Source organism: Microcoleus sp. CAWBG58 (assembly GCF_020883045.1).
Taxonomy (GTDB): domain Bacteria; phylum Cyanobacteriota; class Cyanobacteriia; order Cyanobacteriales; family Microcoleaceae; genus Microcoleus.
On sequence record NZ_JAHRFA010000070.1, the window covers coordinates 16,727 to 39,686 of the forward strand.

Annotated in this window: 20 protein-coding genes; 14 read left to right on the forward strand and 6 right to left on the reverse strand. The window is 47.2% G+C overall.

Translation table 11 applies throughout. From position 1 onward, the window contains the following. The first annotated feature begins 317 nt into the window (after positions 1-317). The 5 genes from QZ918_RS25090 (at position 318) to QZ918_RS25110 (ending at position 5,497) form a co-directional block, all read left to right on the forward strand. Positions 318-1,883, forward strand: a complete 1,566-nt coding sequence (locus QZ918_RS25090) for an MFS transporter (RefSeq protein WP_293339693.1) — start codon at positions 318-320, stop codon at positions 1,881-1,883. Positions 1,884-1,909: 26 nt separating this feature from the next. Further along, the gene (locus QZ918_RS25095) at positions 1,910-3,136 is read left to right on the forward strand and encodes a glycosyltransferase family 4 protein (protein ID WP_293339696.1); all 1,227 of its coding nucleotides are present in this window, start codon (positions 1,910-1,912) and stop codon (positions 3,134-3,136) included. A gap of 358 nt (positions 3,137-3,494) precedes the next feature. Beyond that, positions 3,495-3,923 (forward strand): NUDIX domain-containing protein, encoded by a 429-nt coding sequence (locus tag QZ918_RS25100; protein WP_293339740.1) that lies wholly within the window; start codon positions 3,495-3,497, stop codon positions 3,921-3,923. 139 nt (positions 3,924-4,062) lie between these two features. Beyond that, complete coding sequence (locus QZ918_RS25105; protein WP_293339698.1) at positions 4,063-4,977, forward strand: NAD(P)H-dependent glycerol-3-phosphate dehydrogenase; 915 nt, start codon at positions 4,063-4,065, stop codon at positions 4,975-4,977. Between the two features lie 100 nt (positions 4,978-5,077). Beyond that, positions 5,078-5,497 carry an EamA family transporter gene (locus tag QZ918_RS25110; protein WP_293339701.1) on the forward strand — a complete coding sequence of 140 codons (420 nt, stop codon included), beginning with the start codon at positions 5,078-5,080 and terminating at the stop codon, positions 5,495-5,497. A 281-nt stretch (positions 5,498-5,778) separates the two neighbouring features. On the opposite strand, the gene QZ918_RS25115 is transcribed toward QZ918_RS25110, so the two are convergent. Continuing rightward, positions 5,779-6,084 (reverse strand): small RNA NsiR4-regulated ssr1528 family protein, encoded by a 306-nt coding sequence (locus QZ918_RS25115; RefSeq protein ID WP_293143660.1) that lies wholly within the window; start codon positions 6,082-6,084, stop codon positions 5,779-5,781. A gap of 56 nt (positions 6,085-6,140) precedes the next feature. After that, positions 6,141-7,118: a threo-3-hydroxy-L-aspartate ammonia-lyase gene (locus QZ918_RS25120; protein ID WP_293339703.1), complete on the reverse strand. Its 978-nt coding sequence runs from the start codon at positions 7,116-7,118 to the stop codon at positions 6,141-6,143. A gap of 204 nt (positions 7,119-7,322) precedes the next feature. On the opposite strand from QZ918_RS25120, the gene QZ918_RS25125 reads away from it, so the two are divergent. The 3 genes from QZ918_RS25125 to phnE all read left to right on the forward strand — a co-directional run bounded on the left by QZ918_RS25125 (position 7,323) and on the right by phnE (position 10,337). Then, positions 7,323-8,318, forward strand: coding sequence for a phosphate/phosphite/phosphonate ABC transporter substrate-binding protein (locus tag QZ918_RS25125; protein ID WP_293339706.1), 996 nt, complete (start codon positions 7,323-7,325; stop codon positions 8,316-8,318). Positions 8,319-8,687: 369 nt separating this feature from the next. After that, complete coding sequence (locus tag QZ918_RS25130; protein WP_293339709.1) at positions 8,688-9,428, forward strand: phosphonate ABC transporter ATP-binding protein; 741 nt, start codon at positions 8,688-8,690, stop codon at positions 9,426-9,428. Between the two features lie 114 nt (positions 9,429-9,542). Then, complete coding sequence (gene phnE, locus QZ918_RS25135) at positions 9,543-10,337, forward strand: phosphonate ABC transporter, permease protein PhnE (RefSeq protein WP_293339712.1); 795 nt, start codon at positions 9,543-9,545, stop codon at positions 10,335-10,337. A gap of 617 nt (positions 10,338-10,954) precedes the next feature. Here phnE and QZ918_RS25140 read toward each other — a convergent pair. The 3 genes from QZ918_RS25140 to QZ918_RS25150 form a co-directional block, all read right to left on the reverse strand. Further along, complete coding sequence (locus QZ918_RS25140; RefSeq protein ID WP_293339714.1) at positions 10,955-16,579, reverse strand: cadherin-like domain-containing protein; 5,625 nt, start codon at positions 16,577-16,579, stop codon at positions 10,955-10,957. Positions 16,580-17,184: 605 nt separating this feature from the next. Continuing rightward, a complete protein-coding gene (locus QZ918_RS25145; RefSeq protein ID WP_293339717.1) occupies positions 17,185-17,454 on the reverse strand; it encodes a hypothetical protein in 270 nt (89 codons plus the stop codon). Between the two features lie 671 nt (positions 17,455-18,125). Then, on the reverse strand, positions 18,126-18,251 hold the full coding sequence (locus QZ918_RS25150; protein ID WP_293339719.1) for a hypothetical protein: 126 nt from the start codon (positions 18,249-18,251) through the stop codon (positions 18,126-18,128). 256 nt (positions 18,252-18,507) lie between these two features. Here QZ918_RS25150 and QZ918_RS25155 point away from each other — a divergent pair, with 256 nt between their 5' ends. Together QZ918_RS25155 and QZ918_RS25160 are read left to right on the forward strand one after the other, a co-directional pair. Next, complete coding sequence (locus QZ918_RS25155; RefSeq protein WP_293339722.1) at positions 18,508-18,762, forward strand: hypothetical protein; 255 nt, start codon at positions 18,508-18,510, stop codon at positions 18,760-18,762. Between the two features lie 4 nt (positions 18,763-18,766). Continuing rightward, positions 18,767-20,437, forward strand: coding sequence for a CHAT domain-containing protein (locus QZ918_RS25160; RefSeq protein WP_293339725.1), 1,671 nt, complete (start codon positions 18,767-18,769; stop codon positions 20,435-20,437). 84 nt (positions 20,438-20,521) lie between these two features. Here the strand turns inward: QZ918_RS25160 and QZ918_RS25165 are convergent, their stop codons facing one another. After that, positions 20,522-20,800, reverse strand: coding sequence for a hypothetical protein (locus QZ918_RS25165; protein ID WP_293339728.1), 279 nt, complete (start codon positions 20,798-20,800; stop codon positions 20,522-20,524). 45 nt (positions 20,801-20,845) lie between these two features. Here QZ918_RS25165 and QZ918_RS25170 point away from each other — a divergent pair, with 45 nt between their 5' ends. The 4 genes from QZ918_RS25170 to QZ918_RS25185 all read left to right on the forward strand — a co-directional run. Beyond that, positions 20,846-20,968, forward strand: coding sequence for a hypothetical protein (locus QZ918_RS25170; RefSeq protein ID WP_293339731.1), 123 nt, complete (start codon positions 20,846-20,848; stop codon positions 20,966-20,968). A gap of 587 nt (positions 20,969-21,555) precedes the next feature. Continuing rightward, complete coding sequence (locus QZ918_RS25175; RefSeq protein ID WP_293339734.1) at positions 21,556-21,744, forward strand: hypothetical protein; 189 nt, start codon at positions 21,556-21,558, stop codon at positions 21,742-21,744. Between the two features lie 335 nt (positions 21,745-22,079). Next, positions 22,080-22,487, forward strand: coding sequence for an AbrB/MazE/SpoVT family DNA-binding domain-containing protein (locus tag QZ918_RS25180; protein WP_293143695.1), 408 nt, complete (start codon positions 22,080-22,082; stop codon positions 22,485-22,487). Positions 22,488-22,577: 90 nt separating this feature from the next. Further along, on the forward strand, positions 22,578-22,960 hold a 383-nt coding region (locus QZ918_RS25185), incomplete at its 3' end, for a regulatory protein RecX (protein WP_293339737.1).

Here is a 22,960-nt window from a genome sequence, read left to right on the forward strand (position 1 = left end):
TTGAATCTCGTGGAGTAAAAATCTCACGGAATAGCAGGGGTTTGAAGCCCTTACTCAGGTCGGCAGATTGTGATAAGAACGAAGTTTAAATCTCCATTCTCATCACTTCGCTGTCAACTGTCAACTGTCAACTGTCAACTCTTTAACTCAGCTTGCGAGATATCCGAACCTGTAAGCAATTTCAGGTAAATGCTCAAAATTCTTGCAAAACTAGATAATAAGAAAAGTTACGAGTTATTAAATTTAGAGGTTAACGCCTCAATTTGAATTCCCATCCCCCCAAGCTCAACCATCCCAGGCGATCCACCCCAAATCCTATGATGCGACTGTCCGATACTGATTTGAGAAGATCTATTTTAGCTGTGACCCACCACAAGATGGAAGAACGAGAAAATTTTCCAGATTTTGACTCATCGCCCGTCTTTGCCGATCGACAATGGAGTAACGCCCAAGACCCAGAAATGGACAAATATCCCACAAATCCAGAAACAGACTGGAACAACAGCCAGGAACCAGAAGCCATCCCCCCGCTGTCAACCGCAGCAACCGCAGCAGAGCTCGCAGAAGCAGTTGCCGAAACTCCCGAGCAACAAACCGGATTTCTGCCGGTGTTGAAAAACCGAAATTTTCTAGCCTTGTGGAGCGGTCAAGTTTTCTCGCAACTAGCAGATAAAGTTTATCTCGTACTGACGATCGCCCTGGTAGCGAGTAGATTTCAAGCGCCAGATCAAACCATCAGCAGGTGGGTATCGGCAATCATGATCGCCTTTACCATACCTGCGGTATTATTTGGGGCTGCTGCGGGGGTATATGTCGATCGTTGGTCGAAAAAAGCTGTGCTGGTAGCCACCAACCTGCTGCGGGGAGGCTTCGTCTTAACATTACCCCTGCTGCTGTGGCTGTCTGACGGGTGGGAACTCGGTCAACTACCGCTCGGATTCTGCCTGCTGCTGCTAGTAACATTCCTAGTTTCGACCCTAACTCAATTTTTCGCCCCAGCAGAACAGTCAGTAATTCCCTTAATTGTGGAACGCCGCCACCTGCTATCGGCAAACTCGCTCTACACCACAACCATGATGGGTTCGGTGATTATCGGCTTTGCAGTCGGAGAACCCTTACTAGCCTTAGCCGACACCCTATTTACCAATCTCGGTGGCGGACTCGGCATCGGCAAAGAATTAGTAGTCGGGGGAAGTTACGCCTTCGCCGGAGTGCTGTTGCTGTCGATGAAAACAGGCGAAAAAAACGAAGTAGAACACGAACCGCCGCATCCCCTAGCAGATTTAAAAGACGGGCTGCGTTACATCAACGATCAACCGAAAGTCCGCAATGCTTTAATTCAACTAATTATTCTATTTTCCATTTTTGCAGCCTTAGCAGTTCTAGCGGTGCGGCTGGCAGAAATCCTGCCCGGTATGAAAGCGTCGCAATTTGGCTTTTTGCTGGCTGCGGTGGGCGTCGGGATGGCTGCTGGGGCGACGACAGTCGGCTATCTCGGCCACAAATTTTCTCATTCCCAACTGAGTTTAATCGGATCTGTGGGTATGGCAGTTGCTCTGATCGGTATTTCTGCATTTACGCACCATTTGTGGATCTCGGTGCTGTTCATTACCCTGTTGGGTTTGTTTGCCTCGTTGGTAGGAGTGCCGATGCAGACGACAATTCAAGCAGAAACCCCAGAAGAAATGCGGGGAAAAGTCTTTGGGCTGCAAAACAATGCGACTAATATCGCTTTGAGTTTACCATTAGCTTTGGCGGGAGTAGCCGAAACATTTCTGGGTTTGCCGACGGTATTTTTGGCTTTAGCAGGATTGGCGATCGCAGGTGGTGTCTTAACCTGGTATATTTCCCGTAGCACTAATAGCAAAGTCGATCGAATTTAAAACATAACAAACTCTGATTTACTCGAATGCACATCGCTTGGCTAGGAAAAAAATCACCTTTTTGCGGTAATGTAACTTACTCCAGGGAAGTCACTAACGCCTTATTAGACCGGGAATACCAGGTCAGTTTCCTGCACTTTGCCCAAGAAGCGGGCCAAATTGACAGGAATAATGCCGCGTGGAGCGTAGCAAATGGAAAATGGGGAAGTGGAATTACTCCAACTTCCTATACCAATTCGCTTTCGCCCGCGAGTTGCAACGAAGTTTCTTTACCCTGTCACTACAAATCGCAAATTTATACGATTCCAACTCTCAAATCCCGCACAGTGTTGATGAAGTCTTTGCGGCGGCTGAAACCGGATGTTGTTCACGCTTCCCTGACGCTTTCGCCCCTAGACTTTTTGCTGCCGGAAATTTGTCAAGAATTGAATTTGCCTTTGGTGGCGACTTTTCACCCGCCGTTCGATCGCAAATTGCGGAATTTGACATCGGGAACCCAACACCTGATGTATCAACTGTACGCTCCGTTTTTGGCTAACTACGACTCGACGATCGTCTTTTCTTACATTCAGCGGGATATTTTGGTGAAGTTGGGAGTGCCGGAAGAACGGGTAGCTGTGATTCCCAACGGCGTAGACGCGGCGAAGTATTCGCCCGGGCCTTCAAACTTGAAGTCGGAATTAAAAGCCGATCGACTTTTTGTATATCAAGGCCGCATTGCCCCAGAGAAAAATGTTGAGGCTTTGCTGAAGGCCTGGAAACAATGTAATTTTGGGCCTGGTAACGTATTGGCGATCGTAGGCGACGGGCCCCTCGCCGCCTCCCTGCAACTGTCCTACGGCGAAGAGGACGGCATTGTGTGGCTCGGATTTGTGGCCGAGGAGGAACGCCGGATCGAAATTCTGCGCGGTGCAGATGTATTTATTTTGCCTTCTTTGGTGGAGGGACTGTCGCTGTCGCTGCTGGAAGCGATGGCCTGCGGTTTAGCTTGTTTGGCAACGGATGCCGGTGCTGACGGCGAGGCGTTGGAGGAAGGCGCGGGGATAGTTTTGAACACTCAGCGGGTGCGGAGTCAGTTACTAACTTTGCTGCCGCTGTTTTGCGATCATCCTGAGTTCGGAATGCTGCTGGGTCAAAAAGCACGCCAACGGGCGATCGAGCGTTACACTCTCAGTCAGAATATTACTGAGTTGGAAAAGCTGTATGCAGAGGTTTTGCAGAAGCAGCGGGTGCCGCTGCGGGGCTTGGCATAAATTGTTTGATTCACAATGAAACAAACTTACAACGCTCTTATTTTATATCCCCGACTTCTTAAAAAAGTCGGGGATATGGGTTGACTGCGATCGGTTTTTGGTTACTTGTTATTTGTTATTTGTTATTTGTTATTTTTTATTTAGTAGAAAGGCGCAAATAAACAGCACTGTGCAACCAAATATAGATTGCACTCAAACCCTCTTCCCTTCTGACTCCTGACTCCTGTCTCCTCTGCGATCCCAACGATAAATATTTACGCCAACTTACTTTGTTATTTGTTGCAGATAATAGCATTAATGCCCAATGCCCAATTCCCAATGCCCAATTCCCAATGCCCAATTCCCAATTCCCCAAAGAATGACTTACAAAAATCCTGCTCCTACAGTTGATATTATCATTGAATTGGTCGATCGCCCGCACCGACCGATCGTACTTATAGAACGCCTGCACATCCCCTACGGGTGGGCGATTCCTGGGGGCTTTGTCGATTATGGGGAATCGGTAGAAACGGCGGCAAAGCGCGAAGCTTTAGAAGAAACAAGTTTGAATGTAGAATTAATTGAGCAATTTTACGTTTATTCCGACCCAAATCGCGACGCGCGGCAACATACAATCAGTATTGTATTCTTGGCTGCTGCAACGGGCGAACCTAAAGCGGCGGATGATGCTAAAAATTTACAAGTTTTTGAATCTTGGCAGATTCCTAGTGAGTTGTGTTTCGATCACGATCGCATTTTACGCGATTATTGGCGTTACCGTCATTACGGATTGCGGCCGCGTTTGTAGGATGGGGATTTTTTAACCGCAGATGCACGCGGATTAACGCAGATGAATTGCTATGTTCGTAGTGAGGACTTCAGTCCTCAGAATTAAATAATAGGCCAATAGGCCATTAATAAGGACTAAAGTCCTTACTACAAACCCTATGAAAATCTTGACAATATTAGGCGGAGGTGCATGGGGCTGTGCCCTGGCAAATCTGGGAGGTAAAAAGGGCGATCGGGTAAATTTGTGGTCGCGCCGCAGTTCCTTTAGTCTAGAATCAGTTATAACTGGCGCGGATGTTGTGGTTTCGGCGGTTTCGATGAAAGGAGTTGGCGAAACAGTCGATCGCCTGCTTGCCCTAAATCCAAATCCCAGTACAATTATAGTTACTGTCACCAAAGGTTTAGACCCCGCCACGACGCGCACTCCGTCTCAAATTTGGCAAAATGCCTTTCCTGACAATCCAATTGTCGTACTTTCGGGCCCCAATCTTTCCGAAGAAATTCAGCAAGGATTACCCGCTGCAACGGTAGCAGCGAGTTTGGATTTAGCGGCGGCCAAACAAGTCCAAACTATTTATAGTTCGGATATTTTTCGGGTTTATGTCAATCAAGATCCCCTGGGGACTGAGTTGGGCGGCACTTTGAAGAATGTTTTTGCGATCGCCGCTGGTGTTTGCGATGGTTTACAATTAGGAACTAATGCTAAATCGGCTTTGTTAACTCGCGCTTTACCGGAAATGATTCGAGTCGGAGTTCGGTTGGGAGCTCGCGCCGAAACTTTTTACGGTTTGTCTGGTTTGGGAGATTTACTCGCTACTTGCAATAGTTCTTTGTCGCGCAATTATCGGGTTGGTTTTGGATTGGCTAAGGGCAAGTCTTTGGAGGAAGTTGTGCAGGAATTGCAGAGCACTGCTGAGGGAGTTAATACTACTAATGTATTGATTGATTTGGCGGATAGGCGCGAGATTGAAGTCCCTGTATCCAGTCAAGTTTACCGTTTGCTAAATGGTGAAATTACTCCCGAACAAGCTGTTTTATCACTGATGGAACGTGCTTTGAAACCGGAGACTTAAGAACCGTACAGGTGGCGATTAGCGAAAATTTATCAAATGCGATCGCAATCTAGAGTCTAGTACAACTAGCACCAAATAATGCACTTGCCTTCTTGAAACAATGGTTAAAATACCCAATTGGTTAATCTATGCACTCATTTGTTCGTTATTATACGGTGTTTGGGGATTCTTTGGCAAGTTAGCGACTAAATCTATTGACTACAAAACAGTTTTTGTTTATGAAACAATCGGCGCTATTTTAACTACAGTATTCATTCTTGCCAACAGTAAAAACTTGAGCCTTGAGGGAAATATTGCAGGAATCCTATCTGCTTTATTAATCGGTGTTTGCGGAACTGTGGCATCTGTAATTTTTCTGAGATCCATTGAAACCGGGCCAGTTATCAGCGTCATCAGCATTACATCCCTTTACCCACTAATTACTGTATTTCTATCATATTTATTTCTGAAAGAACCAATTACAATCCCGCAAATTATTGCTCTTGTGCTAGCCATAGTTTCAGTTATACTTGCGTCTTAGTTGAAATACATCCCCTTTGTCAATTTTTCATTGAGGGGGAAACCGGGTTTTTGCGATAAAAAATATTGCATCAAAACACTTAATCATATCATATCCGGTCGATTGCCATAACAAAAATGGTTTGTAGTGCGGACTTCAGTCCGCAAAAAGCTGCGGACTGAAGTCCGCACTACGAACTAATACGAACTAATCTTATTCCGGTTAATCTATCGGACACAATATGATGGAACAACCCGGTTTCTTTGGTATCTTATATCTTGCGTTTCTGCGTTACCTAATTGTTACTTACCGCCGTAATAAAATGCAACTTCTTTGTCTTTTAGCGGTGCGAAGTCAGCAGCAATTAACATTGGATCGAGTTCTGCTTGAGACAAGTGTTTGACTCCAATTCGGACAATGCGCGATCGCATGGTGTTCGACACGCCGCTGCGCTGTCTCCCGGCTTCTAATCCCATTACTTTCTCGTACAGGTCTAATTTTGCTTTCGGAATCGCAGTCCCGTCAAAATCGATTCCTGAGGCGATCGCCACATCGATCGCATCTGCACCAGTTGTAGATTGAGCGGCTGAGTTTGTTTCTGAAGACATTGTGCTGTGATATCAAAGTTTGTTGTGGGAGCATCTTACCAGAGAACTATCCCCATCTAAGCAAAAAAGCGATCGACTTCCCTAATATCCACATTTCCGCCGCTGACAATTACACCAACTCTCTTATTTTCTGCTTTCACAACTCCTGACAACACAGCCGCCGCAGCTAACACTCCCGTCGGTTCCACAACAATCTTCATCCGCTCCCACATAAAAAACATTGTATTGCGAATTTGCGCTTCCGAAACTGTTGCCATATCGTCCACATAATGCAGTACCAAAGGAAAAGTCAATTTCCCCAAAGAAGGCGTGCGCGCGCCGTCAGCAATAGTATCCGGGTTGCTAACAGTTTGCAGCGTTTTGGTGCGGAACGATCGCGCGGCATCATCTGCTTGCTCGGGTTCCACCCCTATGACTGTACACTTGGGAGACAAAGTTTTAGCTGCGATCGCGCATCCCGACAATAAACCTCCACCGCCGCAACAAACCAGCAGCAAATCCAACTCCCCAACTTCTGCGATCAATTCCAGCGCCGCCGTACCTTGTCCCGCGATCGTTCGCGCGTCGTCATAAGGAGGAATGATTGTCAAGTGTTGTTCTCTGGCAATTTGGGCGGTGAGATCTTCGCGGGTTCCTTGAGTGCGATCGTACAAAACAATTTCGGCACCATAGCCGCGAGTCGCTTCCTGCTTGACTTTCGGCGCATCTGCCGGCATTACCACAGTAGCGCGAATTTGTAGCAACTGGGCGGCAAGGGCGATCGCCTGCGCGTGATTTCCCGAAGAAAAAGTCACTACTCCGTTGTGTTTTTCCGCTGGCGATAGCTGCATTAAAGCATTGCAAGCACCTCGAAATTTAAACGAACCCGTCCGCTGAAAATTCTCGCATTTGAAAAATACTTGAGAATGGGTTTGTTTGTTGAAAGTTGCCGAAGTCAGTACCGGAGTCTTGAAAACCTTTCCCTGCAAGCGTTTTGCCGCAGACTCAACATCGGCGTAACAGACAGACAAGGAATTTTGGGCAGAAATATTCATACTCAAGGGATTTGAGATTTGAGATTTGAGATTACCAGCTTAGCAGGCTCCTAACTTGATAAGTTTTTATTATCTTAGTTATTGCAAATACTTATCATTAGCAGTTGCGATCGATTGTTAAAAAAGGTTTAAACTAATATCTACTTATTGCAAGTTGTTATCAAAAAGTAAAGTTGCGCTTGCGGTCACATAGGAGAGAAATTAATGAATAGAAAGTTAAAAGTGCTGGCGGCTGCTAGCGCCGGATTGTTGATGCTAGGGGGTTTGGCGGCTAATGCAGTCGGAGTCGGGCAGAAGGCGATCGCGCAAACAGCACCAAAGGGCGATCCTCTTCGAGGGCTTCGCGAACGAGATTTAACAGCACAAGCTCCCATAAATCGCATTAGGATCGTCTTTGCCAACCGCAGAGATGCTACAGATTTGCAAAACAAAGCCAATCAAGTAGCTGCAATACTCTCAAAAGAAATGGGAATGCCCGTGGAAGCAGTCATCGGCGACGAAACCGCAGCCGTAGAAGCATTGAGAGCAGACAGAGCAGATGTGGCATTTGTAGCAGGGCGCGCCGCTTTAAAAGCAGAACAATTAGCCAAAGCGCGGATGTATTTAGCAGAAGTTCGGAGCGATTATTCCGGCGGAAATACCTACGATTCTGTGTTTGTAGTGCGGCAAGATAGTCCGCTGCGCCCGAAAGGTTCAGCAAAGCAAACCCTCGAACAATTGAAAGGCAAAAAAATGGCTTTCACATCTCGAACTTCAGGTTCGGGATTTATTTTCCCAGTCTCAGAATTAGTAGGCCAAGGATTGGTTTCCGGCCCGGATAGACTGGAAAGTTTCTTCGGAAATGTCACCTACGGCGACGGTTACAGCAGCGCTTTGCAAGCAGTTTTAAAAGGTCAAGCCGAAGTTGCAGCCGTATCCGAATACGCTTTGCTACCGCCTTGGATTACAGCAGAAGAAGGCAAGAATTTGCGAGTTTTGCAGCAGATTCCGGGAGTTCCAGCCCACGGAATTGTGATTGACGATCGCGTTCCTGCACCGATGCGGGAAAAAGTGATTAATGCCTTCATGAAAATGAATGAACCTGCAAACAATCAATTATTTCGCAGTTTGTACAATTCCCAAAAGTTGGTCAAAGTCGATCATACCCGCCATTTAGCAACCTTGCGCCAAGCCTTGGTGCGCGCTAAATTAGAACCGTAAAATCAAGGTTCGCAGTTATAAATTCAGTTCGGATAAATATTAGACAACTGAATTTATAACGTAAAATCAAGGTTCGTAGTGAGGACTTTAGTCCGCAGAAAAGCCGAACAAAAATCTTCACACGGTAAAACAAAGGTTCGCAGCAAGGACTTGAGTCTGCCGCAAAAAGAAAGACAAAAATCCTCAATACAAACCTATTTTATTCTTAGTAGTAATGAAGTTAGCGTGCAGAAAAGAAGGACTAAAGTCCTGACTGCGAACCTATTTTATTGTTGGCAGTAATGAAGTTAGCGTGCAGAAAAGAAGGACTAAAGTCCTGACTACTAACCTAGACAGTGTTTGAGCAAAATTTGTTAATAAAGATTTCCCATGACTATCGAATGTTGTAATTTAGAAACCACTTATTCCCGATCGCTAAATCGGCCGATTCTCAACGGAATTGATTGCAAAATCAAACAAGGCGAATTTGTAGCGCTGCTGGGTTTGAACGGTGCCGGAAAATCCACACTATTGCGCTCCTTTGTCGGTTTAGTCCCCGTCAAAAGTGGAGAGATTCGGATTAACGATATTGTCATGAACGCGCGCACGATCTCCCGAATTCGCCGGGAGATCGGCTTGATTTTTCAAGGAGGCGGTTTGGTAAAGCAGTCCCTAGCGATCGAGAATGTGTTGTGCGGTTGTTTGGGAGGTTTAAATACTTGGCAAACGCTGTGGGGTTTTCCCAAAAAACAGCACGATCGAGCTTTTGACCTACTCGCAGACTTCGGACTCAAAGACCTAGCATACCAAAAAACCGGACTGCTAAGCGGCGGACAACAGCAAAAAGTCGCCATTGCGCGCGCCCTAATCCAATCACCGCAGATTTTACTCGCAGACGAGCCCACCACCGGATTAGACGTAATCGCCACCCAACAAGTAATGGAAATCCTCGCTAAACTGCACCGCGAACAAGGAATGACAGTAGTTGTAGTATTGCACGACTTAGGAATGGCAAGCAGATATCCAGAAAGAGCGATCGTCCTCGATGCCGGTCAAATAGTCTATGATGGCAAATGCCACAACCTCTCCGACAAATTCAGCAAATTAACCAATCCCCAAATAGCAGCCTAAACTCATATCCTCTCCACTCTTTCTCCGTGCCCTCTGCGCCCTCTGCGGTTAACAAAAAAAAGCCCTTTCAGCAAACAAACAAATCGCCGTAAATAAAAATAGAAATAAATGCAAATGACCGAAAACAAATCAACTAATTACTCAAAAAAATACGGCTGGATTAAAAATATTGGTATTGCAGCAGGCTTAATTGTAACTTACGGTTGGGCGCTGCGAGGACTGGAAATTGATGCAGCAACCTTAGCCAGCAGTTGGCCCTACATGACCGATTTTATCTCGCGCTTGTGGCCTCCGAATCTCGAAATTATCGACGTAGCAATTAAAGCTTTAATCGAAACAGTTCAAATGTCGCTTTGGGGAACGACAATCGGGGCAATTGTTTCTGTGCCAATTGCTATTTGCAGCGCCCACAATATAGCACCAAAGTGGTTGCAGTGGCTGGCTAATTTCATTCAAAATGCGGTGCGCTCTGTTCCTTCAATTGTACTGGGGTTGCTGTTTGTGGCGGCGACTGGTTTGGGCGCGCCGGCTGGTACTTTGGCTTTGGGAATTTATACAATAGGTTATCTTGCTAAATTTTATCAGGAGGCGATCGAGTCTGTGGAAGCGCGATCGATCGAATCGTTGCAAGTAGGAGGCGCATCTTGGCTGCAAGTTGCCCAATACGGCATTTTCCCGCAAGTGTTGCCGCTAGCCCTGGGCTACACGCTGTGGATGTTTGAATACAACATCCGGGCGGCTTCGGTGTTGGGTGTTGTGGGCGCCGGCGGAATTGGTTTTGAATTAGTCAATTATATTCGAGCTTTTGAATACAACAAAGCCACTACCATGATGTTAGTGCTGTTAGTTGTCGTGACTGCGATCGATGTAATTAGCAGCAAATGGCGGCAGCGGTTGGAAACGAGGTAATACCAATTATTCAAAATCATTCAACAGTAATAGAGACGGCGGTTGAAACCGCGTCTACACAGACGAAACCCACCTCCGTGGGTTGAAGAGTTAATTTTCTAATAGTCGATCGCACATTTCCAAAAAGTCGATCGAATTACTCGTAGGGGCTCTCGCATTTGGGCGACAAACCTTAACAAAAAACCAAAGATTTTCTGTCCAAAAGCGAAATATTCATTGACTCTCGCGCATCAAGGGTTGACCAATATTTGGTAATTATGACTTACACATGGGGCCTGGGTGAAGCATTCGGGAATTAGATCGCTGGTTGGGAATCAACTATTGTCGCCCGAATGCTTCACCCCTACCAATTTATCGGTATCCAGGCGTAGCGTAGCGGGGCGTAAGCCATCGCACAAATCCCCAAAAAGACGATCCCGCGATCGTATCCACCATCAACAACACCGCAAAAAAAAGACGGGGTAGTGCCGTTTCCCCGCCCAAAACAAAGCCACTAAATTGTTTGAAAATCAACAACAAAATAAAGACACAGCATTGCCGTGTCCTTATCTTGTTGGGATACAGCAATGCTGTATCCCCGTGCATACCCTTGATATTCAGATTAGAATTCTTGCCGTTTAGAACAAGAACAATTCAGAATTACCCGAAACTCCCAAATTGACATTGACAGTAGCAAACAAACTGTTGCCACCAACCGTCGAACCGTTGCTATCGTAATACAACTTAGTAGCTGCACCATCGAAGAGAGCAATAATCGACGGCGAAGTCAACGATGACTCGATCGCGCTTACAGTAGCAACAGTGCTGCTGTACCGGTAGAAACTCGAACCCAAAGGCCCCGATCCCAACCCAGCAAAAGCAATCTTGTCAATGTTAATTACATCATCAACAATGCTGTAATCCGTAATGATATCTCCGCCACCAGCAGTAGTTCCGGTGAACACAAACACATCAGAACCCAATCCACCGCTGAGAACATTTGTTCCCAAACCGCCGATTAAAGTGTCATTACCAGCACCACCGGAGATGCTGTCATTGCCAGCGCCACCGGAGATGCTGTCATTACCAGCCCCACCGTTGAAAATATCAGCACCGGAACCGCCGTTCAAAATATCGGAGAACTCAGTACCAGTGACATTATTCGCCACAGTTGAATTGCCAGTAAACAAGACAGGAGTGGTAAAGTTGTAACCGCCCGCACCAGAACCAAAGTTGTAAACTCCAGTTGTCGGGAAAGTACCCGGATTAGTCACTAAATTGACAATGCTACCAGAAGTCGGAGCAGGGGTAGTTGGAGAAGCAACGATTGTCCCTGTAAACAAGAAGTCTGCTGTGCCCAAAGTCCCCGCAGCCGTACCCAAATTAGCAACAGTTGTGAAACCACCTGCCGCTGTACCATTCGAGTCAAACACCAACACCGTCTCGCTGTTCGTATTCTTATATACGAAGAAACCAGGAGTTGTAGAACCACCCACAGCCTTAGCTTGAGCCGCCTCCACAGTCGAATAATTGGCACCGGTGAAAATCACCAATTGTTTGCCAGTAATGTCAGGATTTGAACCGCTCACACTGACAAAATTCGTAGAAGTCAAATTGCCGAAAGCGTTCGCAACAAACTGCAATTTGTCAGTTCCGAAAGTAAAGTCAGTAATCGTATCCGGGCCGTCGCCAGGAGCCTTGTAAGCAAAGATATCTGCACCAGAACCGCCAGTCAGAATATCTACACCGGCACCACCGGTGATAGTATCTGCACCGCCGCCACCAGTAATAGTATCTGCACCCGCACCACCGTTGAAGATGTCAGCAAACTCAGTACCAGTGACGTTATTCGCCACAGTTGAATTGCCGGTAAACAAGACAGGAGTGGTAAAGTTGTAACCGCCCGCACCAGAACCGAAATTGTAAACTCCAGTTGTCGGGAAAGTACCCGGATTAGCAACTAAATCAACAATGCTGCTGGAATTTGTAGAAGTACCAGTCGGAGCAGAACCAGTCGCACCAGTAAACAAGAAGTCTGCTGTGCCCAAAGTGCCCGCAGCCGTACCCAAATTAGCAACAGTTGTGAAACCGCCTGCCGCTGTACCGTTCGAGTCAAACACCAACACCGTCTCGCTATTCGTATTCGTATATACGAAGAAACCAGGAGTTGTAGAACTGCCCAAAGCCTTAGCTTGCGCCGCTTCCACAGTCGAATAATTCCCGCCGGTAAAAATCACTAACTCTTTGCCAGTAATGTCAGGAGTTGAACCCGTCACACCGTCAAAGTTAGTAGTAGTCAAATTCCCGAAAGCACCACTGACAAACTTGAATTTGTCAACCCCAAAGGCAAAGTCAGTAATCGTATCACCGCCTTCACCGGGAGAATTGTAAACAAAGATATCTGCACCACTGCCACCAGTCAGAATATCTGCACCAGAACCACCGCTGAAGATGTCAGCAAATTGAGTACCAGTGACATTGTTAGCCTTCGCATCTCCGGTAAATAAGACGGGAGTGCTGAAGTTGTAACCGCCAGCACCTGAACCGAAATTATTGCTCGCACTCGGATAGGTATTCCCAGCAGCATTTAAATCAACAATGCTGCCGGAATTTGTAGAAGTACCAGTCGGAGAAGTTGCACTTGCACCAGTAAACACAAAGTCTGCTGTGCCCAAAGTTCCCGCCGCAGTACCCAGATTCGCAACAATTGTCGAACCGCCTGGTGCTGTACCGTTAGAGTCAAACACCAACACCGTTTCGTTCGCAGCATTGTTATATGCGAAGAAACCAGGAGTTGTTGAACTGCCCAAAGCCTTAGCTTGAGCCGCTTCGAGACTGGCATAGGTTCCGCCAGTGAAAATGACTAACTCTTTGCCGGTAATGTCAGGAGTTGAACCGCTAACACCGTCAAAGTTAGTAGTAGTCACATTGCCGAATTCGCTCGATACAAACTGGAATTTATCTGTTCCAGATTTGAAGTCAGAAATTCGATCGCCACCTTCTTTAGTTGTCCTGTAAACAAAGAGATCTGCACCGCTGCCACCGCTGAGGACATCGGCACCGAGGCCGCCGGTGATGGTATCGTTGCCGTCACCGCCGTCGATGGTATCGTTAAAGTTGCTGCCGACAATGTTGTCATCGCCAGCCAAAGCCTTGAAATTAACTGCGGCCGGATTAGTGCCGAAGTTTAAATTGTCAGGGCCGGAAGTACCGACAGGAACATTTAGTGGCGGGCCGCTGAAGACAAAGTTCCTGATTTGCAGGCTAAATTTCAGCGAGAAACTGGTGACAATTTCAAAGCGCGCCCCAACAGCAAATACCAGCACGGAACGGTTAGTCTCGGCATCTGTAAACTGACAGAAAGTAGGTGCGTCACTGTTGCCTCCCAAAGCTGCAAACCGCGCTTGCAAAGTGGCGATGCTGGTAACGCTGATATCGGCGCTGAAGTCGAGTAAGTTAGAACTGCCGATCGATCCAACAGCAGAAGTAGCCGTAATCCCCAGTCGAGTCAAGCTGGTAACGCTGAGATTGCCAAAAGCTGCGGCAGACAACTCTAAGAGATCTTCATCAGCCTTAAAGTCAGTAATTAAGTCAGCATCTAGAACTGTTTTAATCTTTTCGCGAGAAACTTTGTAAATAAAGCGATTCTTACCAGCGCCTCCAATTAGAGTATTGGTTCCTTCGCCACCGTCGATCTCATTCTCGCCATCGCCGCCTTTAATTTTGTCATTGCCTTTACCTCCTTTGATTTTGTTTTTGCCTTTACCACCGATGATATCGTCATCGTCATCGCCGCCTTCGATATCATTATCGCCATCACCGCCTTTAATTTTGTTTTTGCCTTTACCTCCTTTGATTTTGTTTTTGCCTTTACCACCTTCGATCTCGTCATCGTCATCGCCACCTTCGATATCATTCTCACCATCACCGCCTTTGATTTTGTTTTTGCCTTTACCTCCTTTGATTTTGTTTTTGCCTTTACCACCGATGATATCGTCATCGTCATCGCCGCCTTCGATATCGTTATCGCCATCACCGCCTTTAATTTTGTTTTTGCCTTTACCTCCTTTAATTTTGTTTTTGCCTTTACCACCTTCGATCTCGTCATCGCCATCGCCGCCGTCGATATCGTTATCGCCGCCATCGCCACCTTTAATTTTGTCCTTGCCTTTGTTGCCTTTAATTTTGTTAGTCTTGTTACCGCCTTTAATGTCATCGTCGCCCTCGCCACCTTCGATGTCATTATCTAGCGTGAGCGAACCGACAATCACTTGAGGATTGGTATTGCCAGCAAAATTAAAGATATTTTGCTCGACATTGAAGCTAAAACGTTGGCTGGTGACAATATTTCTGCCGTCGCTTACTTCAAAACCAAAACTAGCCGCACCGACAAAACCTTTTACAGCTTGGAAAGTTAACAAATTGAGGCTAATGTCTACTTGAGTGAAGCTCAAACCGACTTGTGTTACCTCTACTCCCTTAAAGAATAGTTTCCCGGTTTTAGCATCAGGGAGCTCCGTTAACTTAAAGACTGTTTCGCTAGCACTTTGCTCGTTATCGACAAACTTCAACAAGTCACCAGTAATAGTTTGTGGCAAGCCGTCGGAACCGACAGTGAGTGTTTTGTTGGCTTGCGATCGCGGAGGGGTACTAACTATTCGACTTGGGGTTGGAGTTGGAGTTGGAGTTGGGCTTGGGCTTGGAGAGCTACCATTAACTCCCAAAAAGTCGCCAGCATTGAGAATAGTAGCGCTAACATTCAACAATAGTGCCAGCACCAACTGATTGCTGCTGAGTCGAATTTCGGTATTGAGGCCGACTTGTACAAACAACAAGCTGCTAAAGTTCAAGCTGCCAGACAGTAGAAACTTGTCGAAGCCGTCTGCGTAGTCAGTGATGACGGAACTTCCGGGAGTGGTATTGTTACCCATATCCATGACAAAAACGTCATTTCCAGCACCGCCGCTACAGGTATGGTTGCCAGTACCGCCAACGATCGTATCGTTGCCAGCATTACCCATCAGCGTATCGTTGCCAGATCCGCCGCCGACAACGCTGTCGTCGCCATCGCCGCCGTCTGCCATGTCATTGCCGTCGCCAGTAACGAGGGTATCGTTGCCAGTACCGCCCATCACGCTGTCGTCACCGGCGCCACCGACAACGCTGTCGTCGCCTTCGTCGCCGCTGCAAGCGTCGTTGCCTTCGCCACCGATCAAGGTATCTTTGCCGTCGCCGCCGACAACGCTGTCGTCGCCTTCGTCGCCGCTAACGTTGTCGTTGCCGACACCGCCTGTTGTGGTGTCGTCGCCGCTGCCGCCCATTACGGTGTCGTCGCCGTCGTCGCCGCTGCAACCGTCATTGCCAGCACCGCCGGTGACGGTATCGTTATCTTTGCCACCGTTAACGGTGTCATTGCCTTCGCCGCCGTTAACGTTGTCGTTACCCCGATCGCCCCTGACAGTATCGTTGCCTTCGCCACCATTGCAGGTGTCGTCGCCTTTGCCGCCGTACACGCTATCATTGCCGCTGCCGCCGTCAACGTCATCCTTGCCGTCGTTGCCGTGCACCCAGTCATCGCCGTCATCGCCTTTGCAGGTATCGTTGCCGGTGCCACCAGAAAGAGTGTCCTTGTCTTTGCCACCGTAGACGGTATCGTTGCCTTCGCCGCCGTCGCACTTGTCGTCGCCGCGATCGCCTTTTATTTCGTCATCGCCATCGCCGCCCTCGCAATCGTCGCCGTCTTTGCCTCCATAGAGTTTATTTTTGCCACTCTTTCCTTTGAGTTTGTCTTTGCCTCTTTTGCCGTAGAGCGACTGGTTAGCGCCCGTGGCAACAATTATGTCATCGCCATCAGTACCTTCGATCGTCTGGGGATCGCTGCCGCTGTTATCTTTTTTGTCATTTTTGTTGCCTGTACCTTCTTCGGGTACGCCGCTCAATTCAGCCATTTTGCTGCTATCATCAGCAACTTTGGGGGATGCGTCTTTAGGAGGATTCGGAACTTTGCCGTTAGTGATGCCGCTGTTTTGTGCGATCGCATTGTCAACTAACTTGCCTAACCCGCTATCGGAATTGATAGCACTAGCATCCCGAAAATCGGCGAGTCGATCGAGTTCGCTGGCGGAAAACACGAGTTTTGGCTGCTGCTCGTCCAGGGCGATCGGTGAAAACAAACTGGTTTTTTTCAGGTCAGAAATTTCTGTTTCATCTCGATCGGGAAAAAGTGTTCCCGATACATTTTCTAACAACATTTCTTCTTCCATCTTTGATATTTCCAAAAAAGGGCTGAGTTTCTTCGAGTCAGTTTATCAGCAAGGAGGATCTAGCGGAAGCATAATTTTACAAATTCATACTTTCGCCTGCTAGAGCGGCTGATATCCTACCTTTCTGTTTATAGATGCTATTTAAACTGCAAGGGGTTATTTCCATCGGTTGCGAGTTGTATCTTCTGCAATTGCGCGCCCCAAATAATTGAGATGCCGCATACACCGCCAGTGCTGCGCCGCAGCGCAACTCGCTTTTGATGTTATCCGTAATTTCTACAGTAAGCTGCACCTAAATGCGCCGAATTGTAGATTTTCTACGTAATTTCTACAGTGAATTAGCAGAATGTAAACTCGCAACTCACAACTCCCACATAACTACCCAAAACCTTTATTCCCCAAATTTACCTTGCTTTTCCTGCGATCGAGCCTGGTTGCTTTAACTTTTTGTAACACTCCCAGCTCTGACAAATCCTTCCCTGACTTAGGATTTGCATCTCTTTTGCTAGTGACTGTACGCTCCTGATTTTGGTTCCCGATGATTAATAAAAAAAATAGATGGATCGCCCCGGTAAATATTTGTTTTAATTTTCTGTCGTATAAGTTTATCTCGATTCGAGCCAGCCTCGCGAACTGACAAAATATTGTATTTTAGAAAAAATCCTAGCTACTCTGCCAATAATATCTCTCTCAAGACTGATTTTCAACAGTTGACAGTTGACCGCTTGACAGTTGACAGTTTGAGAGCGACACCTACCGAAAAGTCCGAGTATTCGAGTAATGAATAGCCTGATTTTAATTTCTCCCGCTCCGGCGGGCGGGCTTTCGACCAATTCTTTCTTGTAAAATCCTCCAACACATAGCAATAAACACATAATTTATACGATTTTAGGTTTGATATTTTAAATTTGAGATTAGTAATGACAGATTTTGTATTGTCTTGAAGCTTGCCTACAATTGCATTAATTTTTGCCAAGAATAATGGGTTTAAAACCTCCTCGTTATAGGGGGGAAAATAAAACAAAATTATTCACTGTTTAAATCCTCTTCCTTTTATGGAGAGGTAGCCCTCAAGCGGTCAACTGTCAACAGTCAACTGAAAAGTGGCATTGTTTTTGGTTAAAATTGCAAGCTCGATCGGCATTTTGAGCGCAAATGACCCGTGGCGGACACGATAAACCCGGTTTATTTGTAAGTTTATGGTTGCCTTTCCCCCATATTTCACCGAAAAAGAGGCTGGATGAGGCTCAGTCCTCTAGATGAGAAAAATCCTGGTTGCTGGAAAGGGCTGGAATATTGGATAGCAGTTGTATTCTGAAAACTTCTCGGACACTTGACTTTATTTTTCCTGCTTCACTTTAGCTAGATTAAGACAGTTAAACAAAAAAATAACATTAACATAGAAGCGGTAAATTAGCAATAATCGATGAGGAATTTTCGAGGGTCGCTCTATCGATTAGCGATCGCCGCTCAGGGCTTATGGATGAGGGTTCAGGGCTTACGGATGAGGACTCGCCGGCTGACCAATTCATTAATTGACACAAAATCAAGATTTGAGATGGGGGGTTGATGGTAAAGGATAAGCGTTCATCAGTTGACAGTTGACAGTTGACAGTTGACAGTTGACAGCTATCTCTTCCGTCGATCGAAGAGGGTTGAAGCAATGAATCATTTTGTTTGATTTCCCCCGTTTAGGGGGAGGCTTCAGATCCAATTTTCATGCCTGAGGACACAGCGATCGATCGCTACGGCAAAAAAATTACTCAAAATTGCCTGCGATATTGCCCTGAAACAGGTGGGCGATAGCTGAAGTAATCTTAATAAGAACTAGAGATCCGCCTGGTAAAGTGCCTCCTATTTAACTTTACTGAGCAATGACAAACTCAAGTTTCCGACGAATGTAAAGGGGTCTGCGGTAGAGGTGCAAAATGTTCAAAATAGCAAGATTGGAGAAAATAGGGCTTTCATCCAGGCATAGGGCAATCAAAACTAATAAACTGTTATTAAAGTACAAGTTTTATAGCTTCAAAGTGTTTGAACAAATATATTTGATCCCAGCGATCGCCCGATCGGGGGAAGCGCAATCAAAAACTTTGATTGAAAGAGTAAAAATTAGTTTGCCGATCGCGATTGCTAGCTGCAAAAACGCAGGCACATTCAGAATAGAGGCGGGGGGGCGCTAAATCGGTGAGCCAAGAATTTAAACTCTCAGTCACCCCAGTTGGGGACGACGAATATCTAGTGCGGACAGAAAAGGTTGCACCCGGTGTACCCTTAGCAGAGCAACAAGTCCGCTGGCCGATCGACCAATGGCTGGCACTGTCTGCTCAACTGATGAATGACCCGATGGTGGGCGTGTTCCAAGGAACCGGTGCTGCCGGTCGCACAGGGCGATCGACAAAAAACTCAGCGCCGAATTTAGTAGCCCTGGGGCAACAATTATACAGCGGACTGTTTCAAGGAAACTTGCGCGATAGCTGGACTTGCGCTCAAGGCATCGCCCAGCACCGCCGAGAAGTGCTGCAACTGCGCCTGGGACTCAAAGGCAGGCACTTGCCGCGGCTCCCGTGGGAAGTTCTGCACGCGGGCGATCGCCCGATCGCAACCGGCACCGATGTCGTGTTTTCCCGCTATCAACCAGGTACAAGTTTGTTCAAACAAACCCGGATGGTACCCAGCAGCGGCCCGCTAAAAATTTTAGTGGCGATCGCTTCTCCGAGCGATCGAGACAGCTTGCAGCTCAAGCGAGAAGTGCTCCACTTGCAACAAGAACTGCAAAACCGGAGCGCTAATCCCCTCAAAAACGGCCCACACTCGGAAATTCAACTGACTGTGCTCGAACAGCCCGATCGAGAACAGCTTACTCAAGCCCTAGAACAAGGACACTACCAAGTCTTGCACTACGCAGGCCACAGCAACTTAGGTTCCAGAGGTGGCGAACTCTACCTAGTCAGCAGCCGCACCGGGTTAACCGAAACCTTGAGCGGCGACGACTTAGCCGGATTGCTGGTTAACAACGGCATTCAGATGGCCGTGTTCAATTCCTGCCGCGGGGCCTACGGCGACCCCTCAGACATCGGCGAGGACAGTTCGGAACGCAATTTAACCGCAGCCTTAATCAAGCGGGGCATTCCGGCAGTGCTAGCAATGGCAGAAAGCATTCCCGACGATGTAGCCCTAACTCTGACACGGCTGTTTTACCGCAACCTGAATCAAGGCTATCCAGTCGATCTCAGCCTGAGTCGGGCCAGGGCGGGACTAATTTCTGCCTACGGTTCTCACCAGTTATACTGGGCTTTGCCGATTCTCTACCAGCACCCGGACTTTGACGGCTATCTGACGGGCGCCCCAGCCCAAAGCGGGCCATCCGGTTCTCCGGTGCCAAATTTAATCCTACCCCCGACGCCGCCGGTGGCAGGGGGTACAGAATGGAAGGCGCCACCTGCACTCTCGACGATCGCCCCATACCCGCCAACCGCAGCCAATCAACCGCAGGAGTCAGACACAGATGACGGCGAAGTCTGGGAATATTTTCCCGACCAATTAAAAGAGCGCAGGGATTGGGTTCACCAGAGCGATCGATCTTCTGCTGCTAATTCACCGAACTCTATTCCTAATTCTGAGTCGGCGGCGATCCAAGCAACTCGGGTAACTACACCGACTCCGAAATCGTTAAAACAATCGGGATTGCAAAAATGTCTGGTAGTGATGCTTTGCTTGTTGCCCGTTGCTGTGAGTGCTGGCTTGTTTGGGTGGCGGCACTCACAGCAACGAGGCACGAAACCAGAAGAGTTACTGCCGGCGGTACGGACTCCTCTGTCGCAAAATTACTTGCAAGAAGGCCACCAAGCAAAATGAAGAAGGAAGAAGGCATCAAAGAGTTCGCTTAGTCTAAAAGGAAGGATGAAGAGCAACACAGCCAGCTTGATTGCAAGCTGTATTTTACGTTTCATTTAAGTGAATTTTACTCAGAAGCAACAACCGATCGCGATCCTGAGTTTGGGCTAGCTTGCTCGGGAGCGAAATTAACTGCGGTTGTCCTTGGCAATTCGCGATCGGCTGCTGCTCGATCGCATCTGGGACGAATGCTCGATCGACAGTTGGGCGCCTACTCTCTTGACGAAAAACTCGGTTTCTTCCTAGATACGCAAATTTCCCAGCTTCTGATTTTGGGTAGCAACCGGGTTGATGAGGGTAAGTGCTAATTTGTGTTGAAACCAATATTTAAGCTGTACTGCATTTAAGTCGGTCTTTTTCAATTCCCCTGTGGAAATAACGTCAAATTCTCTGGCTTGGGGCCCTTTGAGGGCGATTTTCCCGATCGCCCCCTCGGAGTCTACTGAGAAAGTAGCGAAGGTTGAAGAGTGGCGCCGCCCGATCGCGCAATGAAACAAATCCCTCTACAGCATTTAAATTGTATATTTTAATTCCCTATTCCTTGTTCTTGTCCCCCATCCGCTTCTCCCCCTCGAACATCACAGACAATAGAACTCTTGCTCTCGTCAAATTTACCCCCCGCAAGTCCCCTCGAACTTCGGGGGGAAACAAGAATAATCTTACCCCCTCCCCGAACTCGCTCTGAGGGCTGGGGTGTGGTGCTTTGTATTTTTGCAAGAGATCTAATGTTTTTGGTGCAGCAGCTAATTCCTCTGGTGGTGGCTGCACGATGTTTCTGCCGCCACGCCCATTAAATCGGGTTTTAGCGAAAACCCTTTCAACGAACAGGTGAAATTTCCTTGATTTTTTTACCGGATTACCTTCCCCGGACTGCGTTCTGTGAAAGTTATAGCAGATGTTGAAGGAAGAAGGAAGAAGGAAGAAGGAAGAAGGAAGAAGGAAGAAGGAAGAAGGAAGAAGGCTATAAAGGCTGCGCTCTTGGGGTAAAAAGAAGTCTGAACTCAGAAGTCAGAAGCAATCGACTCCATGGGGAAATGGCCATTAAGAGCGTCCTAACCGTCAGGGTGGATGCGCTATATATGCCGAACACCTTAATAGAAGATTGCTCTTCGGTATTTGGGGTTTTGAGGGGATTTACCGCCCGAAAAACAGGGTTTACAAGTAGGTGGCAGCGGTATCGAGAACAAGTGCTGCCTCGCCTTGTTGAGGTAAAATTTAACCCCGCGCCGGTAATTGCTGGCGGCAGATTTGCCTGTGTCGCGCCCTAGGTATTTTCATTCATCGGTGCTTTGGTTTTTACCTTGAGCGCAGACTGGATCGGGGATTGGTGAAAGTTGGGAACAGACTTTACTGTAAAAAAGTAAAGCATTTAATTTGCGACAATAATTCCTCCCGCGATCGCGCCCTTGAGGCTTAGGCAAGCATCACCTCCGAGCAGCAAATAGATCGGCCTTCGAGCATCCTTACTTGCACCCCCGGTTTTGAGGCCGCAAAAATTTATCCAGAATCTTATATTCCGAATTCTTAGTATTGACAGTGAAACAAAGTTAATCTAATGTGTTGTAATTGATATAAGTAAAGTCCAATAAGCGAGGTACGGTCAATGGCAGAAACAGCTACAGCACCCTTAACAGGAAAAGGTCTGCTTCAAAAAATCAAAGGCAGCGATTTGCCGCGCAGAGAACTTGCAAAGCTTTGCGGCTACTTCACCGTCAGCAAAAGTGGAGAAACCCGGATTAACTTGGCTGAGTTTTACGATGCAGTGTTAGCTGCTAAGGGAATTGAGCTAGAGAAGTCGAAAGCAGACGGACGCGGACGAGAAGCGAGTTATCGCGCTAGCGTTCACAAGAATGGCTCGATCGTGATCGGGGCAAATTATACCCAAGAAATGGGATTAAAGCCAGGTGACGAGTTTGAAATTAAACTCGGATACAAGCACATTCGCTTGATTCAGATCGATGTGGACAGAGCGGATGTGGAAGTGGAAGAAGAGGAGGATACAGAAGAATAGAGGATATATCGATGCAGTCTGCCGATAGCAAGGCGGCTGGATTTGATATTCGCTACACGAGTATTTGCGCGCCAACCTTCGATTTAACTGATGAGCTGTCTTGACTATTTCTATTTTCTCTTGTCCCGCAAAGACTACAGTGCCTCTGAACTTCGCAAAAAGGGGCAAGAGAAAGGTTTTGGCAATGAGGAAATATTGGAGGCGATCGCGCAAATTCAAGACCGAGGCTATCAGTCTGACACTCGCTTAGTGGCAAACTCGATCGCCTCTGCTGCGGGCAAATACGGAAAATCGGCCGTCAAGCGCAAGTGCCTGCAAAAAGGAATTACTAGCGATTTGTTCGATCGAGTCTGGGAAGAAGAAATTGCCGAAAATCTGGACTCGGAAGCCGCAAAACTCGCCGAATTAAAAGCCAAAGTCATGCGGAAATACAAGATCGAGGCTTGGAGTAAAGTAGATCCGAAAACCAAGGG

Coding starts and splice junctions, on each gene's coding strand:
- QZ918_RS25090 (WP_293339693.1), top strand. CDS start 318: ATGATGCGACTGTCCGATACTGATTTGAGAAGATCTATTTTAGCTGTG.
- QZ918_RS25095 (WP_293339696.1), top strand. CDS start 1,910: ATGCACATCGCTTGGCTAGGAAAAAAATCACCTTTTTGCGGTAATGTA.
- QZ918_RS25100 (WP_293339740.1), top strand. CDS start 3,495: ATGACTTACAAAAATCCTGCTCCTACAGTTGATATTATCATTGAATTG.
- QZ918_RS25105 (WP_293339698.1), top strand. CDS start 4,063: ATGAAAATCTTGACAATATTAGGCGGAGGTGCATGGGGCTGTGCCCTG.
- QZ918_RS25110 (WP_293339701.1), top strand. CDS start 5,078: ATGGTTAAAATACCCAATTGGTTAATCTATGCACTCATTTGTTCGTTA.
- QZ918_RS25115 (WP_293143660.1), bottom strand. CDS start 6,084: ATGTCTTCAGAAACAAACTCAGCCGCTCAATCTACAACTGGTGCAGAT.
- QZ918_RS25120 (WP_293339703.1), bottom strand. CDS start 7,118: ATGAATATTTCTGCCCAAAATTCCTTGTCTGTCTGTTACGCCGATGTT.
- QZ918_RS25125 (WP_293339706.1), top strand. CDS start 7,323: ATGAATAGAAAGTTAAAAGTGCTGGCGGCTGCTAGCGCCGGATTGTTG.
- QZ918_RS25130 (WP_293339709.1), top strand. CDS start 8,688: ATGACTATCGAATGTTGTAATTTAGAAACCACTTATTCCCGATCGCTA.
- phnE (WP_293339712.1), top strand. CDS start 9,543: ATGACCGAAAACAAATCAACTAATTACTCAAAAAAATACGGCTGGATT.
- QZ918_RS25140 (WP_293339714.1), bottom strand. CDS start 16,579: ATGGAAGAAGAAATGTTGTTAGAAAATGTATCGGGAACACTTTTTCCC.
- QZ918_RS25145 (WP_293339717.1), bottom strand. CDS start 17,454: ATGTGTTTATTGCTATGTGTTGGAGGATTTTACAAGAAAGAATTGGTC.
- QZ918_RS25150 (WP_293339719.1), bottom strand. CDS start 18,251: ATGATTCATTGCTTCAACCCTCTTCGATCGACGGAAGAGATAGCTGTC.
- QZ918_RS25155 (WP_293339722.1), top strand. CDS start 18,508: ATGTTCAAAATAGCAAGATTGGAGAAAATAGGGCTTTCATCCAGGCAT.
- QZ918_RS25175 (WP_293339734.1), top strand. CDS start 21,556: ATGCCGAACACCTTAATAGAAGATTGCTCTTCGGTATTTGGGGTTTTG.
- QZ918_RS25180 (WP_293143695.1), top strand. CDS start 22,080: ATGGCAGAAACAGCTACAGCACCCTTAACAGGAAAAGGTCTGCTTCAA.